The sequence below is a fragment of the Streptomyces sp. NPDC003032 genome (assembly GCF_053591415.1).
The window spans coordinates 21181-42376 of record NZ_JBSFTT010000015.1 but is presented as its reverse complement, the minus strand read 5'-3'; the positions used below and the strand labels follow the sequence as shown (position 1 = coordinate 42376).

The 21196-nt window shown below is 72.5% G+C and carries 19 protein-coding genes and 1 pseudogene; 7 read left to right on the top strand and 13 right to left on the bottom strand.

The features are described 5' to 3' along the window. Positions 1 to 7 precede the first annotated feature (7 nt). Entirely contained in the window at positions 8 to 940 is a 933-nt protein-coding gene (locus ACWDZ7_RS21875; protein ID WP_451799033.1) for a M56 family metallopeptidase, read from the top strand. 21 nt (positions 941 to 961) lie between these two features. Here the strand turns inward: ACWDZ7_RS21875 and ACWDZ7_RS21870 are convergent, their stop codons facing one another. Next, positions 962 to 1417, bottom strand: coding sequence for a tellurite resistance TerB family protein (locus ACWDZ7_RS21870; RefSeq protein ID WP_451514803.1), 456 nt, complete (start codon positions 1415 to 1417; stop codon positions 962 to 964). Between the two features lie 149 nt (positions 1418 to 1566). On the opposite strand from ACWDZ7_RS21870, the gene ACWDZ7_RS21865 reads away from it, so the two are divergent. Further along, positions 1567 to 2238, top strand: coding sequence for a thiaminase II/PqqC family protein (locus tag ACWDZ7_RS21865; RefSeq protein WP_451799032.1), 672 nt, complete (start codon positions 1567 to 1569; stop codon positions 2236 to 2238). A gap of 39 nt (positions 2239 to 2277) precedes the next feature. Here the strand turns inward: ACWDZ7_RS21865 and ACWDZ7_RS21860 are convergent, their stop codons facing one another. The 10 genes from ACWDZ7_RS21860 to ACWDZ7_RS21815 form a co-directional block, all read right to left on the bottom strand. Then, entirely contained in the window at positions 2278 to 4077 is a 1800-nt protein-coding gene (locus tag ACWDZ7_RS21860) for an ABC transporter ATP-binding protein (protein WP_451799030.1), read from the bottom strand. Then, entirely contained in the window at positions 4074 to 4517 is a 444-nt protein-coding gene (locus tag ACWDZ7_RS21855; protein ID WP_451799028.1) for a lasso peptide biosynthesis B2 protein, read from the bottom strand. Before ACWDZ7_RS21855 ends, ACWDZ7_RS21860 begins: the two co-directional genes overlap by 4 nt. Continuing rightward, positions 4514 to 4768: a lasso peptide biosynthesis PqqD family chaperone gene (locus ACWDZ7_RS21850; protein ID WP_451799026.1), complete on the bottom strand. Its 255-nt coding sequence runs from the start codon at positions 4766 to 4768 to the stop codon at positions 4514 to 4516. The genes ACWDZ7_RS21855 and ACWDZ7_RS21850 overlap by 4 nt, the downstream gene beginning before the upstream one ends. A gap of 31 nt (positions 4769 to 4799) precedes the next feature. Then, positions 4800 to 6638: a lasso peptide isopeptide bond-forming cyclase gene (locus ACWDZ7_RS21845; protein WP_451799024.1), complete on the bottom strand. Its 1839-nt coding sequence runs from the start codon at positions 6636 to 6638 to the stop codon at positions 4800 to 4802. 26 nt (positions 6639 to 6664) lie between these two features. Then, a complete protein-coding gene (locus tag ACWDZ7_RS21840; RefSeq protein ID WP_451799023.1) occupies positions 6665 to 6775 on the bottom strand; it encodes a keywimysin-related RiPP in 111 nt (36 codons plus the stop codon). A 416-nt stretch (positions 6776 to 7191) separates the two neighbouring features. Then, complete coding sequence (locus ACWDZ7_RS21835; RefSeq protein ID WP_451799021.1) at positions 7192 to 8862, bottom strand: amidase family protein; 1671 nt, start codon at positions 8860 to 8862, stop codon at positions 7192 to 7194. A 68-nt stretch (positions 8863 to 8930) separates the two neighbouring features. Then, positions 8931 to 9431 carry a lasso peptide biosynthesis B2 protein gene (locus ACWDZ7_RS21830; RefSeq protein ID WP_451799020.1) on the bottom strand — a complete coding sequence of 167 codons (501 nt, stop codon included), beginning with the start codon at positions 9429 to 9431 and terminating at the stop codon, positions 8931 to 8933. Continuing rightward, the gene (locus ACWDZ7_RS21825) at positions 9428 to 9715 is read right to left on the bottom strand and encodes a PqqD family peptide modification chaperone (protein WP_451799018.1); all 288 of its coding nucleotides are present in this window, start codon (positions 9713 to 9715) and stop codon (positions 9428 to 9430) included. The genes ACWDZ7_RS21830 and ACWDZ7_RS21825 overlap by 4 nt, the downstream gene beginning before the upstream one ends. A 63-nt stretch (positions 9716 to 9778) precedes the next feature. Further along, positions 9779 to 11491, bottom strand: coding sequence for an asparagine synthase-related protein (locus ACWDZ7_RS21820; protein ID WP_451799016.1), 1713 nt, complete (start codon positions 11489 to 11491; stop codon positions 9779 to 9781). 69 nt (positions 11492 to 11560) lie between these two features. Then, positions 11561 to 11677, bottom strand: coding sequence for a lasso RiPP family leader peptide-containing protein (locus ACWDZ7_RS21815; RefSeq protein ID WP_451799015.1), 117 nt, complete (start codon positions 11675 to 11677; stop codon positions 11561 to 11563). A 96-nt stretch (positions 11678 to 11773) separates the two neighbouring features. On the opposite strand from ACWDZ7_RS21815, the gene ACWDZ7_RS21810 reads away from it, so the two are divergent. Both ACWDZ7_RS21810 and ACWDZ7_RS21805 read left to right on the top strand, forming a co-directional pair. After that, positions 11774 to 12763 (top strand): ATP-binding cassette domain-containing protein, encoded by a 990-nt coding sequence (locus ACWDZ7_RS21810; protein ID WP_451799013.1) that lies wholly within the window; start codon positions 11774 to 11776, stop codon positions 12761 to 12763. Positions 12764 to 12864: 101 nt separating this feature from the next. Further along, positions 12865 to 13629 (top strand): ABC transporter permease, encoded by a 765-nt coding sequence (locus ACWDZ7_RS21805; protein ID WP_451799011.1) that lies wholly within the window; start codon positions 12865 to 12867, stop codon positions 13627 to 13629. 28 nt (positions 13630 to 13657) lie between these two features. On the opposite strand, the gene ACWDZ7_RS21800 is transcribed toward ACWDZ7_RS21805, so the two are convergent. Beyond that, positions 13658 to 14338, bottom strand: coding sequence for a 4'-phosphopantetheinyl transferase family protein (locus ACWDZ7_RS21800; protein ID WP_451799009.1), 681 nt, complete (start codon positions 14336 to 14338; stop codon positions 13658 to 13660). A gap of 159 nt (positions 14339 to 14497) precedes the next feature. Here ACWDZ7_RS21800 and ACWDZ7_RS21795 point away from each other — a divergent pair, with 159 nt between their 5' ends. From ACWDZ7_RS21795 to ACWDZ7_RS21785, 3 genes are all read left to right on the top strand, one after another. Then, positions 14498 to 15124, top strand: a complete 627-nt coding sequence (locus ACWDZ7_RS21795) for a YigZ family protein (protein WP_451799008.1) — start codon at positions 14498 to 14500, stop codon at positions 15122 to 15124. A gap of 95 nt (positions 15125 to 15219) precedes the next feature. After that, entirely contained in the window at positions 15220 to 16383 is a 1164-nt protein-coding gene (locus ACWDZ7_RS21790; RefSeq protein ID WP_451799006.1) for an exonuclease SbcCD subunit D, read from the top strand. Then, positions 16380 to 19532, top strand: coding sequence for an AAA family ATPase (locus tag ACWDZ7_RS21785; RefSeq protein ID WP_451799005.1), 3153 nt, complete (start codon positions 16380 to 16382; stop codon positions 19530 to 19532). The genes ACWDZ7_RS21790 and ACWDZ7_RS21785 overlap by 4 nt, the downstream gene beginning before the upstream one ends. Positions 19533 to 19536: 4 nt before the next feature. Here ACWDZ7_RS21785 and ACWDZ7_RS21780 read toward each other — a convergent pair. Continuing rightward, a pseudogene (locus ACWDZ7_RS21780) lies at positions 19537 to 20636 on the bottom strand (phage tail tube protein). Positions 20637 to 21196 lie beyond the last annotated feature (560 nt).

The window sequence follows — 21196 nt, the reverse complement described above, 5'->3', positions numbered from 1 at the left end:
CTGCCTGATGGGCGTCTTCGTCTTCCTGCCGCTCGTGCTGCCGCTGACCGCCTGGCCGGTCGCCCGCCTCGCCGAGCAGCACCTCCACCCGCGCACCGCCACGCGTGTGCTCACCGCCGTCGCCGGAGTGATGGCCGTGTGCAGCACGCTCTGCCTGGCGCTCCTCATGGTCGTCGGCACCGCCCAGCTGCCGGGAAATCCCCTGCCGGACGGCTGGTCCGACCCCGAGGTGCGCGCCGCCGTCCCCTTCGACGAGGTCGCGGGGAAGGCCGCGATCCCCGCGCTCCTCGCCGTGTGCGCCGCGTGCGCGCGCACCCTGTGGCGGCACGCGCGCGTACGCCACCGGGGGCGCCGCGCCCTGGAAGGGCTGCCCGGCACGTCCGTCGCCGTGCTTGCCGACGACACGTCGTACGCGTACGCGCTTCCCTCGCGCGGCGGCGGCCGTGTCGTGGTCACCACCGGCATGCTGGCCCGGCTCGCGGCCCCCGAGCGGCGCGCGCTGTTCGCGCACGAGCGGGCCCACCTCGCCGCACGGCACCACCGGCACCTGCTGGTCACGCAGTTGGCGGCCCGCGCCAATCCGTTCCTGCGGCCGCTGCGCACCTCCGTCGCCTTCACCGCGGAACGGTGGGCCGACGAGGCGGCGGCGCGGGCCGTGCGGGACCGGCGGGTCGTCGCCCGCGCGATCGGCAAGGCCGCCCTGGTCTCACGGGGCGTGCCCGCGCCGACCCTCGCGGGGCTCGCCGCGCCGGGGCCCGTGCCGCGCCGCGTCGCCGCGCTGCTCGCCCCGGCGCCCGCCGCCCGCACGCGCCCCTCCCTGTTCACGGCGGTGGGTCTCGCCCTGTGGTGCGCGGCGTTCGGCACCGCCGTGTCCGCGATGTCCTCGGCGAACTCCGCGGTCACGATGGTCCTCATCCTGCGCGCGGCCACGCCGCTCTGAACCGGCCCCGCGCCGCGGCGGCTACAGGTCGAACTCGTGCGGCGGCAGGTCGAGCGCGAAGCACGCCTCGCGCACCACGGCCTGCTCGTCCTTGTCGAAGTCGCCGTCGGCGCCGCCGATGACGATGCCTATCTGGATGACCGCGCGGGCCTCCGCGGGCTTCTTCTTCGCCTTGGCGACCTCCTGGAGGACGCTCACCTTGCCGAACGCGAAGTCGGCGGTCAGCTTGTCGACACAAGCGTCGAAGCGGCGGCGCAGGTCGTCCGCCGGGAAGTTCTGCAACACCTCGTTCGTGCCGATCAGCTGGGCCACGCGCAGGCGCTCGGCGGGATCAACGGTGCCGTCGGCGGCCGCCACCAGGGCGCACATCGCCATGCTCGCGTCGCGGAAGGCGCCGCTCTTGAGGTCGTTCTTCTTCGCCATCAGCTGGGTCTGCATCGTCGATGCGGATTCCTTGACGCGGTCCCACAGGGCCATGGGGAACTCCATAAACGTATCGATGTATCAGGGGTGCACGGCGTCGGCCCCGGTCGCTGTGTGCGCGTCCGCGGCCTCGCCAATTTCTACAACAGAGTAGAAACTAGCAGGCGTACCGAGAAGTTCCCGCCCAGCGGAAGGTGCGTGCGATGACCCCGACGGCACACGAACTCCTGCGGAGCACGTCCGCCCGCCTCGCGCTCGCCCCGGACGCCAACCCGCTCGTCCCGCGCATCGCGGACGGCACGGCCGCGCCCCGCACGCTCGCGGTGCTCGCCCTGGAGCAGCGGCACGTCATCCCCGCCGACCGCCGCTCCTTCCAGCACCTGGCCGGGCGGGCGGCCGAGGCCAAGGACCCGGAGTCGGCGGCCTTCTTCGACGCCCTGGCCGACGGCGAGACGCTCGCCCAGGCACGGCTCGTCCCGCTGCTCGCGGCCTGCGGGGTGAGCCGGGACGAAGCGGCGACGTACGAACCGCGGGCGGGCTGCCAGGCCTACCCCGCCTATGCCGCCTGGCTCGCGCTGAACGGCGAACCGGCCGATGTCGTCCTCGCGCTCACCGCCAACTTCGCCTCCTGGGGCGGCTGCTGCGCGACGATCGCCCGGGCGCTGCGCGAACGGCACGGCTTCGGCGACGAGGCCTGCGGGTTCTTCGACCTCTTCGCCGAACCCGCGCCGGAGCTGGACCGGCTGGCGCTCGCCGCGGTGCAGGCGGGCCTCGACCGGGGCCGGGTCACAGCGGCGCACCTGCGCTATGGGCGGCTGGTGCAGCGCTACGAGGAGATGTTCTGGGCCACGCTGGCGAGCGGCGACGAGGCCTGAGCGCTTCGGCCGACGGTGCCGCCCGATACGAGCCTCGGCTCAGAGTCTCGTGCGCGGGCGGAGCATCTGTCCGGCCGCCAGTTCGCGGTACAGCGGGCTGCCGTCGAGGAGTTCCTCGTGACCTCCGCCCGCGGTGGCGCGCCCGTGGTCCAGGATGACGATCTGGTCGGCGTGCCGGACGGTGGAGAGCCGGTGGGCGATCACCAACAGGGCGCATTCCCGCGCGACGTCCTTCATCACCGTGGTGAGCGCGGTCTCGTTGATGGCGTCGAGGTGAGAGGTGGGCTCGTCGAGGAGGAGGAGTTCGGGACGGGCGAGCAGGGCGCGGGCCAGGGCGATGCGCTGGCGCTCGCCTCCCGAGAGAGTGTTGCCCCGGTCGCCGAGCATGCCGGACAGGCCGCCCGGCAGCCGTCGTACGACATCGTCCAGCCGGGCCAGCTCGATGACGCGCCGCACCTCGTCCTCGGGGGCGTCGGGCACGGCGTAGGTGATGTTGTCGCGCAGGGTGCCGTGCACGACATGGGTGCTCTGGTCGACGACGGCGATCCGCTCACGGCATTGCGCGCGGGTCAGTTCGGTGGCGGGCCGCCCGGCGAAGAGGACGTCTCCGGAGTCCGGTTCGTAGAACCTGGCCACCAGAGCGAAGAGCGTGCTCTTCCCGGCGCCCGACCGGCCGACCAGGGCGGTCTGGCTCCGGTGCGGAACCGAGAAGGTGACGCCGCGCAGGACCGGCCGGTCGGGGTCGTAGCCGAAGGTGAGGTCCCGCAGCGCGAGGGCGGCCTCCTTGTGCGAAGCGGCTTGCCCGGCCGCCACGCACGTGCGCGCCCGCGCGGTCGGGCGCCCGGGGGGCGAGGGCTCCACGGGGAGGTTCAGGGCCTGTTCGATGCGCTGGTAGGCGCCCATGCCGCGCTGGATCAGGCCGACCGCGCGGAACACCGACGACAGGGGCAGGACGAGGTAGGAGGCGTACAGCAGAAAAGCCACCAGGTCGCCGAGGGAGTTGGCGTGGCCGGTGACGCGCAGGCCGCCGATGACCAGGACGAGCAGGAAGGAGCCCTGGACCGCGAGCTCGACCGCCGGGCTCATCAGCGACGCGAGCTTCGCGGTCCGTACGCCCGCGTCGTGGGCGGAGTCGATGCGTTCACCGACGCGCTGTGCCTCGCGGTCCTCGGCCCGGTGGACGCGGACCATCGGCAGCGCGCCGAGAGCGCGCTCCAGGTCGGCGGCGATCGCGCCGACGGAGCTCTGCATGTGCTCGGAGGCGGCGCGGATGCCCTTCAGCAGTGAGGCCACGACCGCGGCCGCGGTGGCCACGGTCAGGGCGACCAGGACAAGAAGCAACGGATCGATCCACATCATCAGGGCGATCGCGCCGGCCGCGACGAGGGCTCCTGTGACGAGGTCGACGAGAGCCTGCGAGACCACCTCCCTGAGCAAGGTGGTGTCGGCGGTCACGCGGGAGATCAGATCACCGGTGCGGTGGCGGTCGTACTCCCGCATCTCCAGCCGCAGCAGTCGCGCGACCAGACCGTGGCGGAGTTGGCGTACGACCCTCTCACCCATGCGTTCCAGGACGAAGCGGCCGACCGCGCCGGTGGCCGCCTCGCCGATGAACAGCGCGGCCAGGAGGAGCAGCAGTGGCCAGTACGCCCTTCCGTGGCCGCCCGCGTCCACGATCTGCTTGGCGACGAGAGGCTGGGCGAGCCCGAGGACGGAACCCACGAGGGTGAGCACCGTGGCCACGACGATGGAGGCCCGATGCCCGGTGGTGAGCCGGTACATGGTGGCCACCGCGGCCCGTGTCGAGCGGTCCGGCGCCTCCGTCCGGGGGTCCGTCATGGGCGCGGCGGCCGGTTCGCGGTCAGGGGCGCCACCGCGAGCAGCCGCGCGAAGTAGTCGTCGGGCATGTGTTCGCCGATGGGCCGGCCCTCCGCCTCGATCCAGGCGTGCGCGTTGAAGGGAGGCACCACGCTCGCCCCGGTGCACCATGTGGGCCAACCGCCCGTCAGGCGGCAGAGCAGGGCCGCGCCCAGAGAGCGGGGCAGACACCCCTTCGGGCCGGCGCAGAGCAGGCTGACCGCGCACATCGCGTCCCGGGCGTTCTTCGCCTGCACGGCGGTGGCCGGCGTGGCTCCCCGGCGTACGACACCGAGGACGGCGCGGATCCGGCGCGGGGGCAGCAACGAGAGCGCGACGGCCGGGAGCAGCACGAGGCGGGCGGCCACGCGCCGGAGGAAGGGGACGCCGGTGGGCCGCTCCAAGGCGCTCGGTGTCGTCATGAGGCGAGCCCCGACTCGCGCAGTTCCCGCACGAGAGCCGCGACGTCCTGCTCCGCGCGGGCCCGGCCGATGTCGAACTCCGTGACGAGCGCGTCGACGGCCGCCGCTTCCCCGCCGCCGTCGAGAAGGGTCTTCACGACCAGGGTTCCGGTGGGGTTGAGCTCCCAGTAGTCGCCGCTGCGCTGGTCCAGGAGGACTGTGCCGTAGTCGGTCTCCGCGGTGGAGACATCGGGGTCGAACCGCAGTGCCATGGTGGGTGACTGCCTTTCTCCGGTGGCGGGCCTAGCGGGTACGCGCGGGGGAGAGGCCACGCAGCCATACTTCGGTGGCGATGGTGGAGTAGAGGATGGCGTCGCGCAGCCCGGGGGCGGAGGGCCGCTGCGCGAGGCGGCGCAGCGCGTCGCCGTCGACCAGGCCGAGCTGTTCCAGCCGGGAGTTCTCCCACAGCGTCAGCAGATCGGCGCGGTGCCGACGCAGTCCGTCGGCGGCGTCCATGGAGGCGGCGGCCTTCGTGGTGCGCCGCAGGCACGCCTCGGGCACGATGCCGCGCATCGCGGTGGTGAGGACGGGCTTGTACGCCCAGGGCGTGACGCGTTCGTCCGGCCGGATCGCGAGGCACGCCTCGATGACGCGGTCGTCCAGGAACGGCGATGCCATCGGTACACCGGCGCGGGCCGCCATGCGGTCCCACTGGCGGATGATGCGCGTGCACGAGCGGATCTGTTCCAGATCGGTGTGCAGGCCGCGGTCGGGGTGGAGCGGAGCGACTGTCGAAGCGGCCTCTCGCAGTGCCCGCACGGCCAGGCGTTCGGCGTCGGGGGTGACCCAGTCGAAGAGGCGTGGGGGCATGCCCCAGCCGAGGCTGGTGGTGACCGTGGCGGGGAGCGGGTCGCGCAGCTGACCGGCGGCGTCGGCGAGGAACTTCCCGTACGGGCGGGAGTCGGCCAGGGCGCGGACCGTCGCGCCGAGCGGCCACTGCCACAGGGCCCGGAAGCCGCGCAGCTGCCGCAGCGCGAACCGCGGGCGGCCGCGCGCCAGCCGGTGGTAGTACGCCTCGGAGCACCAGGCCACGTGGTCGCCGCCGATGCCCGTCAGGTGCAGCCGACTGCCCAGCTCCGCCATTCTCGGCAGATGGTGCAGCACCCGCGAACGGTCCATGACGCCGATGGTCGGTTCGTCGAGCAGGTCGTCGATGCCCAGGAGATCGTCGTAGACCAGCGGTGAGGCGTCCGCGTCCCACACCACGTGCTCGACGTCCGGCAGGTGTTGCGTCGCCTGCTCGGCCCAGTACAGATCGGTGTCGGCGGGGTCGCGCCCCGGCCAGGTGCTGGCCACCACCTTGGCGGGGGACCGGTCGGCCAGGAAGCAGATGGAGGTGGAGTCCAGGCCGCCGGACAGGTCGCAACTGACCACGCCGCCTTGGCGGGTACGGACGTCGACGGCCGCGGCGAGGGCCTCGCGGACCAGCGGGGCGCCGTCGGCGAGCGTACGGACCGGCTCCGGCGGGGACCACCACCGCTTGTGGCGTACGGTCCGCCCGTCCGCGGCGACGATCAGCGCGTCCTGCGGCGGAACAGCGGTGACACCGCGCCAGAGGGACGTCTCGAAGAGCGGGTAGGGGACCGGCCACAGCAGTCGGACGGCGAGCTGTTCCTCGTCGGGGTCGCGGCCCAGCGCGGTGGCGAGGACGTCGGCGCGCGTGGCGGCCACCGGCACGCCGTCCACGGCGGCGTGGAAGACCAGCCGGAGCCCGGACGCGGTGCCCTGCACCCTGAGCTGCTGGTCCAGGGCGGCGACGAGGTGGAAGCTGCCGGGCAGGGAGCGGGCCAACGCGTCCAGCTCCGCCGGATCGCGCAGCCGCCCCGCATGAGCCTCCAGTTCAGCGGTGTCGACGGGGCAGCAGCCGACTACGGCCAGGGCGGCGCGGCCGACGCGCGCCGTGACGATCTCCTCGTCGTCCCACTGCCCCACCAGCCACGGCCGGCCGGAGGAGTGCTTGAGGACGCGTGCTCCGGGGTGGGCGAAGGAGCGGGCCACGGCGGCCGCGTCCGCACGGTCGCTGAAGACCGTGAAGTGCGCGTCGCCGGGGCCCGTCCCCGCACTCTCGTGCAGTTCTGTCATGACGTCGGTTCAGAAACGGTCGGTCGTCAGTTCTTGCTCAGGACGAGTCGGTCATTGCCGGAGCTCTGCAGCAGCCCGGTCTTCTTGCGGAACGTCCCGAGCCGGACGAGCGCCGGCGCCTCGTAAGCCTTCTTCATGACCTCTCCTCTGATGGAGGTTTGACGACCCCTTCCCTGGTCGGCGGCGCGCGGGGCTCCGTCAACCTGCTCGGGGCCCATCGGGGACCCCGGGGCGAGGAAGTGGTCGCAGCACCCAGCTATGTGCATAACCGGAAGGTGTGACAAGGCCGCGAAAGAAAGTACGACAATATGAAAAGGTATATACAGACGCTTGGGCGCATCGCTAAACGCCGGTTTCGTTTAAAACCGTACAGCTGGATGACCGGTGTGCGAACAAGGGCGAAAACGTTCCGACCTGCGCGCCGACACCCCGTTGGCGGCCCTGCTGGAGAAGAGCGACGGCCAGGGCAGGGGGGAGCCGACGGGGCGCACTCGGCTCACGCCGCACGCTCCATCTTCTCTGTCCCTGGCCCGTCACGCACGCGTCCCCGCGTTCACCGTGACGCGCCGGACCCGACCGTCGGCAGGTACCGCGGTGCTCGCCAGGCCTTCAGCCGGTGCTCCACCGCGGCTCCCAGAGACAGGAGCTTGGCGTCCTGGTGGTCACCGGCCATCAGGAGCAGGCCGACCGGCAGTTCGTGCACGGACCCGGCGGGCACCGAGAGGGACGGGTATCCGGCGACGGCTGCCGGTGTGGAGGAGGGGATGACGTCGTTGTCGCCGCGCGCGCAGTCGGTCGTCCAGGCGGGCGGGTTCGCGGGCGCGGCGATGGCGTCCAGGCGGTGGGCGGCCATGGTCTCGTCGAGGGAGCGCCGGGAGAGGTCCTTCAATTCGGCGCGCGTCGCCCGGTACTTGGGATCAGTGGTGGGCGGCGCGGCGAGGGCCTGTTCGAACAGCTCCTGGCCGGCGAAGCAGGTCTGTTCCCCGGGGTGGGCGCGGTTGAACTCGATCAGCTCGGCGAGGTTTCGGGGTCCTTCGCGCGTGCCGAGGTAGGCGTCGATGTCCCGGTGGAACTCGCTGAGCAGCGCGGGGAATTCGAGCTCGGCGAGCCGTGCCTGGTACGGGGGTGTCACCTCGACGACCACGGCTCCGGCCTTGCGCAGCTTCTTCGCCGTACGGGTCATCACCGCGTCCACGTCGGATCCGAGCGAGGGCAGGCGCCACAGGCCGATCCGCTTGCCGCGCAGGCCGCTGCCTCTCTGGTCCGCCACCGCGTCCTTGGACGGGAGGCCAGGCGGTCCGGGGCGGCTTTGGAGGCCCGGGAGACCTTCAAGGCGACCAGGGCGAGTGCCGTCACCACGTGAGCCCTCGCGATCACTCAGCACCGAGAGCGTGAGCGCGGCGTCGATCACGTTGCGCGCCATGGGCCCGGCAGTGTCCTGCTCGGCGGAGATCGGCACCACGCCCGACTGGCTGACCAGACCGAGGCTGGGCTTGTGGCCGACGACGCCGTTCATCCCGGCCGGGCACACGATGGAGCCGTCCGTCTCGGTGCCGATCGCCACCTGCGACAACGACGCGGCGAGCGCGGCGGCGGAGCCGGACGACGATCCGCACGGATTCCGGTCGAGGACGTACGGGTTGTTGGTCTGTCCACCCACCGCCGACCACCCCGATGTCGGCTTCGCGCCGCGGAAGTTGGCCCATTCGGACAGGTTGGTCTTGCCGAGGATCACCGCCCCCGCCTTCCGTAGCCGGGTCACCAGCGCGGCATCGGTGGGGGGTGGGCTCCCGGCGAGCGCGAGGGAGCCGGCCGTCGTCGGCATGTCACGGGTGTTCACGTTGTCCTTGAGCAGAACGGGGATGCCGTCCAGCGGCCCAAGGGTCTTACCACGTCGGTGCCTGGCGTCGCTGTCGGCCGCCTGGCGCAGGGCCGTCGGGCTGGTTCGCAGCACCGAGTGGATCTTGGGATCGATGTTCTCGATCCGCCGCAGGTAGGCCCGGGTCAGCGTCGACGAGGTCAGCGAACCGTCCGCCATGCGCGCCTGTAACTCCGGAATCGTCACGGTGTCCAGGTCGACCCCCGGAGCGAGTGGTGACCCGGCACGTGGCGACGGACTGTCGGCGCCATGCTCGGCGGCTTGCGCACCGGCATTCGGTACGCCCGTCAGAAGGGACCCCGCGACAAGGGCGGTGGTCATTGCGGCAATGCTCCTCTTTCCCATGGGGGTCAGCGGACTACACGGGCATCGTCCGGCGCAAGAGCCACGCGGCACCAAGCCGCGGGACGGGCTCAGACAAGGGCGGCGCACCCCACCCGTTGGAGCACCGTATGGCCGCTCTGGACGGCTGGGACGTCGTTGAGGACCTCGCCGTGCAGTTCCGTCCAGGAGTGGAAGGCGAACCGCGCGCCGATCGACGAACGCTGCCGGGCGATCACAATCTCGGCCGGCAGTCCGAGTGCCGACAAGTGGACGGCCAGCGCGAATGACCTGGACAGGCAGAGCGCGTCGGGGTCGAACAGCCGTACCACGAGCTGACAGTGGGGCAGCTCGTGCCGGGCGAGGCGGATCGCTGTCGCCTCCGGCAGGTCGCGGTGAGCGCCCGGGGGCACTCGAAGATCCCGCAGACGGGACTGCGCCACACCCCAGCCGCGCCTTCTCAGGGTCCGCAACGCGCGTGCCGTGTGCGCGGCGGCGGCCAGCCGCACCGGGAGGGGCGTACGGGGTACGGGCCCGGCCGCGTCGTCGCCCCAGAGCAGGAAGGCCCAGTCCGCGGTCGCCCCGGACTTCATGGCGCGGCCCCTGGCTGACCGTCGCCCGGGGCGGTGAGACGGCTCTCGTAGAGCTGGGCGGCGAGCGACCGGATGCCCTCGCGCAGTTCACCGTCGGAGGCGTCGATGCGTTCGGTGAGGTCGTGGACGGCCTCGTCGTACGTCTCGCAGCGCAGGGCCGCCTCCAGCATGAGGGTCGCTGTGGGGTTCAGCTCGAAGTAGACGCCCTCGGCGGTGTCCAGGAGCACCCCCGTACCGTCGGCGGGGTCAAAGACTGTCTGCTCCGCCAGTTGGATCAGCGGCATTTCGGTCTCCTCTCGCGAGGTCAGGAGCACGGCGCGTGCCCATCGCTCCGTGGCGCGGTGCGTTCACTCCCTCGGCACCGGGGCGAGCTTGTGCGCCAGGTCGCGCAGGAACAACTCGACCATGGCCGTACACAGCAAATTCTCCGCGTTGCGACGCAACGCGCGCGGGTCGGCGAGTACGGCGGCCAGGCGGCGCGGATCGACGACGCCCAGAGCGGTCAGCCGGGCGTCGGGACCGCCGAGTACGTCCGCGACGGCGTCCGGATGGCGCAGGCACCACGTCTCGTCCGGCGAACCGAGCCAGTCCCGCCCGTAGTGCCGCCACACGAGGGAGGGAAGGCCCCGGCGGGCGGCGGCGAGACGCAGTACGGGCTTGTCGATGGTCCGGCCGGCGTGGGGGATCACCCGGTAGGCGTTCGGCAGCCGGGCCGCCAGCCGGCGCAGTTCCCTGCCGCCCCAGGGCTTGGCGCAGTGGATGCCGTACGGCCGCCAGACCGTCATGTTCAGGGTGTGCTCCTGTGCTGCGGAGTCCGGTTCGTAGCGTTCGGCGTCGGCGCCGGGAACCGGGACGAGGAAGTCGCTCGCGCGCTCGGTCTCGGCGGTCGCTTCCGCGTCGTCGTAGAGCGAGTGGCCGGGGCGGATACTGCGGGCGACCCTGCTCAGCTCCCACCGGGAACTGAGCAGGCCGTTGATCATGGCCCGTCGTTCGCGCCACGGCACGTCCGCGACCGCGACGTCGTACAGGCCGTAGCGCAGCGGCCCGAAGACGACGTCCCCGTCCAGGCCGCTGAGTACCGTCCGCACCCCGTCCTCGGCGATCCGGCGGGCCGTCAGATCGAGGCGGCGGAACCAGACGTGGTTGAAGGGCAGCGGGTGGTCGTGCCCGACGGGGAAGTAGGACTCGTCCTCACCGGGCGGGTCCACCGTCACCAGAGGGACCGACAGTCCGCGGCACACCTCACGCGCGCGTGGCCACTCGTCGGCGAGCGGGTCGACGCTGTGCATGTGATACGCGGTCACATCGGCCCCGTGGTCGGCGAGTGCGGCCAGCACGACGGCCGAATCGACGCCTCCGGAGAGCAGGACGCCGATGTGACCGGCGTACGCGTAAGGGCGGGTCTCTTCCAGCAGCAACTCATAGGCGAGGTCGGCGTACCGGCGCAGGGAGGTGCGGTGCGGCAGCGGGAGTGGGCTGATGGCGTCGTAGGTCTCGGCGCGCGCGGACCAGCCGTCCGCGACCGCGAGGCGGCCGGGAAGCAGCCGGTCCATTCCTGGGAAGACGAATACGTCCTCGCCACGGCAGGCACGCCACAGCGTCTCGTGGTCGAACTCCGGCTGGCCGTCGAGCAGATCACGAGGGTCACTGGACCACTGTGTCCAGCCGCCCGACGTACGGAAGAAAAGCTGGTCGGCGCTGCACACGCCGCGGAAGAGTACGACACGGCGGGGCGTCGCGACGGCACCGGCGAGTTCCGGGGGCAGTCGGCGGAGCGCGGTGTACTGGCCGCGCTCGACGTCCCGGATCACCCGCTCCGCACGCTCCGGCGTCAGCTCACGCGGCGAGGGGCCCGCGAGGGCGAGCAAGGTGTTGGGTACGGGTTGCGGGACAACATCCGAGAGAGCGGCGCCCACCGGAACCCACTGGCGGACCCGGCTGCCAGGGCGGTGGTCGGCACGGCGGGCGTCGAACGGCGCGTACGTGTGTTCCACGGTGCCCGTACCGGCGGCGATCCGCCCGGAACACCCGGGGAATTCCGTGAGGCACTGGCCGGCCATCGCGCTCCTGAGCTCGCCCCATGGCCGGGGGCGGAGCCAGAGGCGGCCCCGCCCCTGTCCTGGGATCGGTCAGAGGATGTTGCCGTGGCCGAGCAAGTCGGGAACACCCCGACGCAGTTGCCCGGTCAGCTTTTCGACTCGCCCGATCCTGACGATCTTCGGAGGCGTGTAGCGCAGGCGCATCATGGTTCACCTTCCTCCTGCTCTCTGGCCGTCGCGGCAACGACGACATGCCACATATAGGGTGTTTTTTCCCTCTTCTTCCAGCTTGCGGGGTGGAGCGTGCCACGTCAAAAGAAGCACACCGGTGACGCGGGCCCGTACGCGATCTGCGCCCACGGCCTGACCAAGCACTATCCCGGCGCCGAGGCGGTCCGCGGGGTCGACCTCCACGTACGCGCCGGGGAGACGTTCGGCTTCCTGGGCCCCAACGGCGCCGGCAAGACCACCACCATCGCGATGCTCTGCGCCCTGGCCCGCCCCACCTCGGGGCACGCACGCGTGGCGGGGGCCGACATCCGTACGCAGCCGCAGCAGGTACGGCGCGGCGTCGGCCTGCTGTTCCAGCACAGCGCCGTCGACCCGGACCTCAGCGCGGAACGCAACCTCTATCTCCACGCCCGCCTGTACGGCCTGTCCCGCGCCCGCGCCCGTGCCCGCAGCGCGGCACTCCTGGAACTCACCGAGCTGACCGCGCGCCGCCGGGACCGCGTACGCACCCTCTCCGGAGGGCTGCGCCGCCGCCTGGAGATCGCCCGCGCCCTGCTCCACGAACCGGGCGTGCTCTTCCTCGACGAACCCACGGTCGGCCTCGACCCGCACGCCCGCGTCCAGGTCTGGGACCACCTGGCCCGCCTCCGAGCCGACCGGCGCACCACCGTCTTCGTCACCACGCACTACCTGGACGAGGCCGAACACTGCGACCGTCTCGCCATCCTCGACCGGGGCCGTGTCGTCACCCACGGCACTCCGGCGGCGCTGAAGGCCGCGATCGGCGACGACCACGTACGCGTACGCACCGCCGACGACACCGCGGCGGCGGCCGTGCTGCGGCAGGACCTCGCCCTGCGCCCGGTCGCGGGACCGACCGGTCTGACCGTCGCCGTGGCGGAGGGCGCGCGGCAGGTCCCCCGGCTGTGCGCCGCCCTGGCCGCCCGCGACATCCGCGTGCACGCCATCACCCTCACGGAACCCACCTTGGACGACGTCTTCTTCCACCACACCGGCCGCCTCATCACCCACACCGACCCCGGTGCCGGCGGTGGCCGGTGACGGCGCCCGCGGAACGCCCGGTACCGCCCCCGGCCGCGACACCTCCCCCCACCGAAGCCGCATCCCCACTGGTACGAGAGCTGCGCGCCGTCCATGCCCTCGTGCTGCGGAACCTGCTGCGCATGTTCGCCCAGCCCGCGCAGACAGCCCTCATGCTGGTGCAGCCCCTGCTGTTCCTCCTTCTCCTCGGAGGAGGCTTGGCGGCCCTGGTGCCCGCGACGGCCGTAGGCGGTGACTACCGCGCCTACCTCTTCCCAGGTGTGCTGGTGATGACCGTGCAGACCCCGGCGGTGACGGTCGGCATGCGACTGATCTCCGACCGCGAGAGCGGCTACCTCCGAGAGACCCTGATGGCCCCCGTACGCCGTTCCACCCTGCTCTGCGGAAGCTGCCTGGGCGGGACGGTGGAAGCCACCGTCCAGGGCGCCGTACTGCTGGCCACCGCGGGCGTCGTCGGACTGCCCTACCAGCCCGTACTGCTCCTGACGCTGCTCGCCACCATGGCACTGACGTCGTTCGTCCTCACCGTCCTGGCGGCGGCACTGGCCCTCGGCATCCGCAGCGTGGAGTCCTTCCACATCCTGCTCAGCCTGGCCCTGATGCCGTTGCTCTTCCTCTCCGGGGCGTTCTTCCCGCTGACCACCCTGCCCGGCTGGCTCGCCCAGCTGACCGCCCTCAACCCCCTGGCGTACGCCGTCGACGTGCTGCGCCGAAGCATCGCGCGGCACGTCCCCGGCGGCCCCACGGCCACCGGGGTGCGCTGGGGCGACTGGCAGGTCCCGGCCGCACTGGAGATCGGTCTCCTCGCGCTCCTGGGCCTGGGCGTGCTGCTGTGGGCCGCCCGCCGTTTCGGCCGACTGGAGTGAGACACGGCGGCACGGCGGGGCCCGGACGTCAGGACCGACGGGCCACGGCCGACGTCAGCGGCAGGACGATGGCCGTGGCGGCGATCCCGTCCCGGACGATCCACTGACCCGAGAACACCTTCAGCTCGACGCCCTCCACCACGGGCCCCTCGACGAGCAGCCGCGCGGTGAACGTGCCGTCCGGCTCCAGCTCCACGTGGGCGTCCTCGAAGCCGAGCCAGCGCCCGGTGAGGGGGAACCACGTCTTGTAGACGGACTCCTTGGCGCTGAACAGCAGCCGGTCCCAGGGCGTGCCCGGATACCGGGCACCGAGCCGGGCGAGCGCCGCACGCTCCGTCTCGTCGGCGATCAAGGTCAGGACGTCCGGGTCGCGCAGCGGCTCGCCCGGCTCCGCGTCGACGCCGAGCGAGGTCACCTCACCGGCGCGGGCCACGACCGCCGCGCGGTACCCGGCGCAGTGCGTCATGCTGCCGACGACACCGGCCGGCCAGCGGGGCGCGCCACGCTGCCCCGGCAGGATGGGGGCGGGCGGCACGCCGATGAGGTTCAGCGCGGTCCTGGCGCAGTGGCGCACGGTGGTGAACTCGTTGCGCCGCTTGGCCACCGCGTTCGCCACCACCGCCTCCTCCTCGGGGAAGAGCACGGCGTCGGCGGGGTCGTCATGTGTCTCGACGACGGTGACCGGCACGGCGGCCAGCAGGGATGCCAAGGGGCCCGGGGCTTCCGGGATTTGGCGCACGGGTATCGAGGGTGACGTCACGAGAGATCACCGTACCGGGCAGAGGCCACGCGCGCGTGGACAGTGACCTGTGCCACCCGGCGCCGCTCCCGGTGCGGGCGGCGCACGGCGAGCGCCTACGCTGGCGTGATGCAGGACGAGTACCGCACAGTGGCCCGCGAGGGCGTGCACGAGACCGAGATCAACCGTTCGCGGTTCCTGTGCGCCCTGGCACCCGCGGCCACCGAGCGGGAGGCCCAGGACTTCGTCGCGCGCATCCGCAAGGAGCACCCGACGGCCACCCACAACTGCTTCGCCTACGTCATCGGGGCCGACGCGTCGATCCAGAAGGCCAGCGACGACGGCGAGCCCGGCGGCACGGCGGGCGTCCCGATGCTGCAGATGCTGACGCGCCGCGACATGCGGTACGTCGCCGCGGTCGTGACCCGCTACTACGGAGGTGTCAAGCTCGGCGCCGGCGGACTCATCCGCGCCTACGGAGGAGCGGTCGGCGAGGCGCTCGACACCCTCGGCACCGTCACCCGCCGCCGCTTCCGCCTCGCCACCGTCACCGTCGACCACCAGCGCGCGGGCAAGTTGCAGAACGATCTGCGGGCGGCGGGCCGTGAAGTGCGTGACGTCCGCTACAGCGACGCGGTCACCATCGAGATCGGTCTGCCCGACGCCGACGTGGACGCCTTCCGGGGCTGGCTGGCCGACGCCACCGCGGGCAGCGCGGTGTTCGAGCTCGGGGGAGAGGCGTACGGGGACGCCTGACGCGCGGCGCCCCGCGAAGCCGGGGCCTTGGACGGGACGACGGTTACGGGAGTAGCCGCCCGTGATGTCCGACCCGCCCGTTAGTCTCGGGGATCATGAGGCTGCTGCACACGTCCGACTGGCATCTGGGCCGCTCGTTCCACCGCGTGAACATGCTCGACGCCCAGGCCGCGTTCATCGGTCATCTGACGACGACCGTGCGCGAGCGCGAGGTCGACGCCGTCCTGGTGGCCGGGGACGTGTACGACAGGGCGGTGCCGCCGCTCGCGGCGGTCGAGCTCTTCGACGACGCGCTGCACCGGCTTGCGGACCTCGGCGTACCGACGGTGATGATCTCCGGGAACCACGACTCGGCGCGCCGCCTCGGCGTCGGCGCCGGCCTCATCGACCGCGCCGGCATCCACCTGCGCACCGCCCCCGCCGCCTGCGGAGAGCCCGTGATCCTCACCGACGACCACGGGGACGTGGCGTTCTACGGCCTGCCCTACCTCGAACCCGCCCTGGTCAAGGACGAGTTCGGGGTGGAGAAGGCAGGCCACGAGGCGGTCATCGGCGCCGCCATGGACCGCGTGCGGGCCGACCTCGCCACCCGCGCGCGGGGCACCCGGTCCGTCGTGCTCGCCCACGCCTTCGTCAGCGGCGGCCAGGCCAGCGACAGCGAGCGGGACATCACCGTCGGCGGGGTCGCGGCGGTGCCCGCCGGCGTCTTCGAAGGCGTCCACTACGCGGCGCTCGGTCATCTGCACGGCAGCCAGACGCTGGGCGCGCGCGTACGCTACTCCGGCTCCCCGCTGCCGTACTCCTTCTCCGAAGCCGACCACCGCAAGAGCATGTGGCTGGTCGACCTCGGCCCCGAGGGGCAGATCGAGGCCGAGCGCGTCGACTGCCCGGTGCCGCGCGCGCTCGCCCGCGTCAGGGGCACGCTCGACGAGCTCCTCGACGACCCCCGCCTCGCGCGGCACGAGGAGGCGTGGGTGGAGGCGACCCTCACCGACGCGGTGCGCCCGGACGACCCCATGGCCCGGCTCTGCGAGCGGTTCCCGCACACCCTCAGCCTCGTCTTCGACCCGGACCGGGCCCCCGACGACCCCGACGTCTCGTACGCCCAGCGCCTCCAGGGCCGCAGCGACCAGCAGATCGCCGAGGACTTCGTCGCCCATGTGCGCGGCGCCGGGCCCGACACGCACGAGCAGGCGGTGCTGCGGTCCGCCTTCGACGCGGTCCGCACCGAAGACACCCTGCACGAGGTCGCCCGATGAGACTCCACCGGCTCCGCGTCACCGCCTTCGGACCCTTCGGCACCACCCAGGACATCGACTTCGACGAGCTGTCCGCAGCCGGGCTCTTCCTGCTGCACGGCCCGACCGGCGCGGGCAAGACCTCCGTCCTCGACGCCGTCTGCTACGCGCTGTACGGGTCGGTGCCGGGAGCGCGGCAGGGCAGCGGACAGGGCATGTCGCTGCGCAGCGACCACGCGCCGCAGGGCACGCGCACGGAGGTGTGCCTCGAACTCACCGTCGCCGGGCGCCGCCTGGAGATCACCCGTCAGCCGCCGTGGGCGAGGCCCAAGAAGCGGGGCACGGGCACGACCACGGAGAAAGCGCAGAGCTGGCTCCGCGAAGGCACGCGGGCGGGCGGCTGGAAGGAGCTGAGCCGGTCCCACCAGGAGATCGGCGAGGAGATCACCCAGCTGCTCGGCATGAGCAAGGAGCAGTTCTGTCAGGTCGTGCTGCTGCCACAGGGCGACTTCGCGCGCTTCCTCCGCGCGGACGCGGAGGCGCGCGGCAAGCTGCTCGGGCGGCTCTTCGACACGCGCAGGTTCGCCGCCGTCGAGCAGCGGCTCGCCGAGCAGCGGCGCACCACCGAGGCCGAGGTCAAGGACGGCGACGCGGCGCTCCTCGCCGACGCGCACCGCATGCAGCAGGCCGCGGTGGAGGGCGGCCAGGACGCCGAACTGCCGCTGCCCGACCTCGCGCCCGGCGACCCGGGCCTCGCGACCGAGATCCTCGCCTGGGCCGCCGTGGCCCGCGCGGGAGCGCGCGAGCGCCTCACCATCGCGCACTGCGCGCTCACCGCCGCCGAATCCGCGCAGGCCGCCGCGGAACGCCGACTGGGTGACGTACGCGAACTCGACCGGCTGCAGGCCCGGTTCGCCGAGGCACAGGAGCGCGCCACACAACTCCACACCCGCGAGCCGGAGCAGCGGGAGTACGAGCAGCGCCTGGAGCGGGCGCGCAAGGCCGAGACCGTCGCGCCCGCGCTCGGGCTGCGTGAGGCCGCCGAGGCGGAGCACCGCCGGGCCACGCGGGAGGAGGCACGCGCGCGTGGACACCTCCCCCCGACGTTCGAGGCCGCCGGCGCGGCGGGCCTCGCCGCCGCCGCGCGCAAGGCCGCCGAGGAGCTGGGTGGCCTCGGCTCCGCCCGGCGTGCCGAGCAGCGGCTCGCCGACATCACCGCAGAAAGGGCGGCGCTGGACCGGCAGGAGCGGGCCGACGACGATCTGCTGCAGGACGCGTCGGGCTGGCTCGACGACTGGGAGGAGACCCGGGCCACCCTTCAGGAACGCGTCGAGTCCGCCCAGGAAGCCGCGACGCACGCCGAGCGCCTGGCGGGCCGCCTCGAACCCGCCCAGGACCGCCTGGACGCGGCCCGCCGCCGCGACCGGCTCGCCCGGGACGCGGCGGCGGCCCAGGACCGCGCCCTCACCGCCCGCGAACACGCCACCGCCACGCACGAACACTGGCTCGCCCTCAAGGAACAGCGCCTCACCGGCATCGCCGCCGAACTAGCCGCGCACCTGACGGACGGCGAACCATGCGCGGTGTGCGGGGCGACGGAACACCCCGCCCCCGCACGCAAGACCGCCGGGCACGTGGACCGTGGCGCCGAGGAGGGAGCACTCGCCGCCTACCGCGCGGCACTGGACTCCCGCACGGCCGCGGAGCGCGCGCTCGGCGACGTACAGGCGTCGCTGGCGGCGGCGACGGCGGCGGCGCGGGGTGGTGTGGGGGTGGAGCCTGAGGGCTCCGTCGGCGTGTGTGGGGATACGGGGCCGACCTTGGAGGGGCTCGCGGCGACGGCGGAGGCGCGGGGCGGTGTGGGAGCGGAGCCCGACCGCACCGCCGGCGCGCAGGCGGGCAGGGAGCCGACCGTCGATGAACTCGCCGTGGCCGTAGAGGAGTTGCGCCGGGCACACGCCGAAGCCCGCGACCGTGCCTCCGGGCTGCACGCCGCGCGGGAAGCGCTCGCGCAGGCCGGGCGCGAGTACGACCGCAGGGTCGCCGGGCAGCAGGAGGCCGCACGCCGCGCCGCGTCACGGGCCACCCTGCGCGACGCCCTCGACCGCGAACAGGCCTCCTTGGACGCGGAGTTGACCCACGCGCGCGGGGCCACCGGCAGCGTCGCGGCCCGCGCCGCCCAGCTGGAGCGGCAGACCGCCCTGCTCACCGAGGCCGCGGATGCCGCGCGCGTCGCCGAGGACACGGCGGAGCGCCTCAAGGCGGCCGACGCGCGACTCGCCGACGCCGCCTTCCGCGCCGGGTTCGACACGCCGGAGGCCGCGGCCGCCGCCCTGCTGGACGATGCCCGGTACCGCGAACTCCAGCACCGCATCGACGCCTGGCGGAACGAAGAGGCCGCGGTGCGCTCCGTCCTCGCCGAACCGGACACGGCCGACGCCGCGCGGCAGCCGGTCGCCGACCTCCCGGCGGCGCGGGCCGAGGCCGAGGCGGCGGGGCGGCGGCTGCGGGCCGCCGCGTCCGCGCGCGACGCCGCGGCACGACGCTGCGCCGAACTCGACCGGCTCTCCGCCCGCACCGCCGCGGGGACGCGCAGACTGGCGCCCCTGCGCGCCGCCTACGACCGGGTGGCGCGGATGGCCGCACTGGCCGCGGGCACCTCGGCGGACAACGAACGCCGGATGCGCCTGGAGTCGTACGTGCTGGCCGCCCGCCTGGAACAGGTCGCCGCCGCCGCGACGGTCCGGCTGCGGCGGATGTCGTCCGGGCGCTACACCCTCGTGCACTCCGACGACCGCTCCGGACGCGGCCGTTCGGGGCTCGGCCTGCACGTGGTCGACGCGTGGACGGGCCGCGAGCGCGACACGGCGACCCTCTCGGGCGGCGAGACGTTCTTCGCCTCACTCGCGCTGGCGCTGGGCCTCGCCGACGTGGTCACCGACGAGGCGGGCGGCGTACGGCTCGACACGCTCTTCATCGACGAGGGCTTCGGCAGCCTCGACGACCAGACCCTCGACGAGGTCCTGGACGTCCTCGACTCCCTACGCGAACGCGACCGCAGCGTCGGCATCGTCAGTCACGTCGCTGACCTGCGACGACGGGTGCACGCGCAGCTGGAGGTCGTGAAGGGCCGCGGCGGATCGACGGTACGTCAGCGGGGCGGGGTCTGAGGGCTCAGACCCTCGATGCCGCAGCAATCGTTGTCAGTCCCTGCTTTTCCGCAACTGTCCTTGCCCTTGTGTCCCCCGTCTGTCCCCCCAGAGGGTTTTCGGGATCAGTTGGGCAGCCCTCCGGTCCGTTTGCGGGGCATGTGCCCAGGAACCGGTCGATCTGGGCGAGCATGCGGTCCGTGTCCTGCTGGATCTGGGCCTTGGCTATCGCGGCGAGCGTCGCGGCGACGTCGTCTTCGGTGGTGGGGTGGGTGATCTGGCACGGGCATGTGGTGCGTGCGCGCAGGGCGAGCTTGGCCAGGGCGGCGGGGTGCTCGCTCTCGGCGATGCATCCGGGGTGGCGGAAGGCGGGCCGGTTCCGTCGCACATGGCTGTAGAAGCGCGGGCCGCTCCAGTGGTCGCAGACCAGGCAGTGCACGTGCCACAGCACGTCGCTCCCGCAGTAGCCGCCGAGTGGCACCCAGCCCAGTTCATGGATGACTGCGGCATCCTGCATCAGCTTCTCGGTGATCGAGAAGCTGACGGTGAACTTGGCGGCCTCGTTGTCCGTCGAGTAGTTCGGACTGCGGGAGCCGACACGCACCGGGAAGACGTCCATGGACCGCGAGCCGGGGACATCGCCCTTGCGCAGGAACACGACCCAGCCGGTCCGTCCTTCTTGAGGAGCTGCTCGATGTCGTCCGCCACCTTGTCCTCGTAGAAGCCGAGGCTGCTGTCGTCGGCCTGGTCGGTGCCGGGGATCTTCGACTCGAACGTCGAGCCGAGGTCGGGAACGTCGATGGCCTGGTTCGACAGGGTCCAGCCGTCGATGGCGGCGATGGCATCCGTGAGATCGGTGCCGGCGGTCAGCTCGGCGCGGGTGGGGACGTGACCCGCGTCGTTGACACTGTTGAGCCACTGCACGCGGGTTACGCCGCGCCGGGAGAATTTCTTTACCTGCAAGGCTTGCTGCCCGATTCCGGGACGGCAACCCCGAGGATTCAGAGGCCCCGTCCCTCGACCGACTGTCGGGGAACCGGCCCGAACCAGAAATGGCTGGGCGTCCGCGCGGGGCCTCCGCGGTGAGGAGCAGGGCGCACGGCCGAAAACGACCTGTGGCTGCATAGCGATCATGATACAGCGGCCAACGATCACCGCCTAGGCGTGCATCCAACGGGCTGGGAGAGGCAGGGCAGAGCCTTATGGGTGGCGTGATCGGCTCGTGTCCGGCCCTCTCGGCGGGGCGATTGCCTGTTCGAGATCATCAGGCCAACGGTCTCAGGATCCGGCAATTTCTGTCAACGGATCGGAAGTCGTTGCCGTAGCGATCCCGAGTGCGACGTGATCGATAGTGGCTGGCAGGTCGGGTGATTCTGCGATCGTCGTGCAAGAAGGCAGGGCCTCTGTTCAGTTCGGAGTCGATGAAGACCACGAATGCACCAGGAGACCCTGTTGTCTCTGTTGAATGTGCAGGAGCCCGCGGAGCTCAACTCGCCGCTCACGTAGTGTGTTTGTCTCGCTCACCGATTCGGGAATGCCGTCGATCAGATCCTGTGCGGTGTTGACGAGCCGCTGTAGACGGTGCCCGCGGTCATCGGCATGCCAGGTGTCGTCAACGCTGTGTTGGGGGTGTTGCTCGCAGCTCGCTTCTCGCCCGCCATGGCATCCGCACAGGCGGTGGCAAC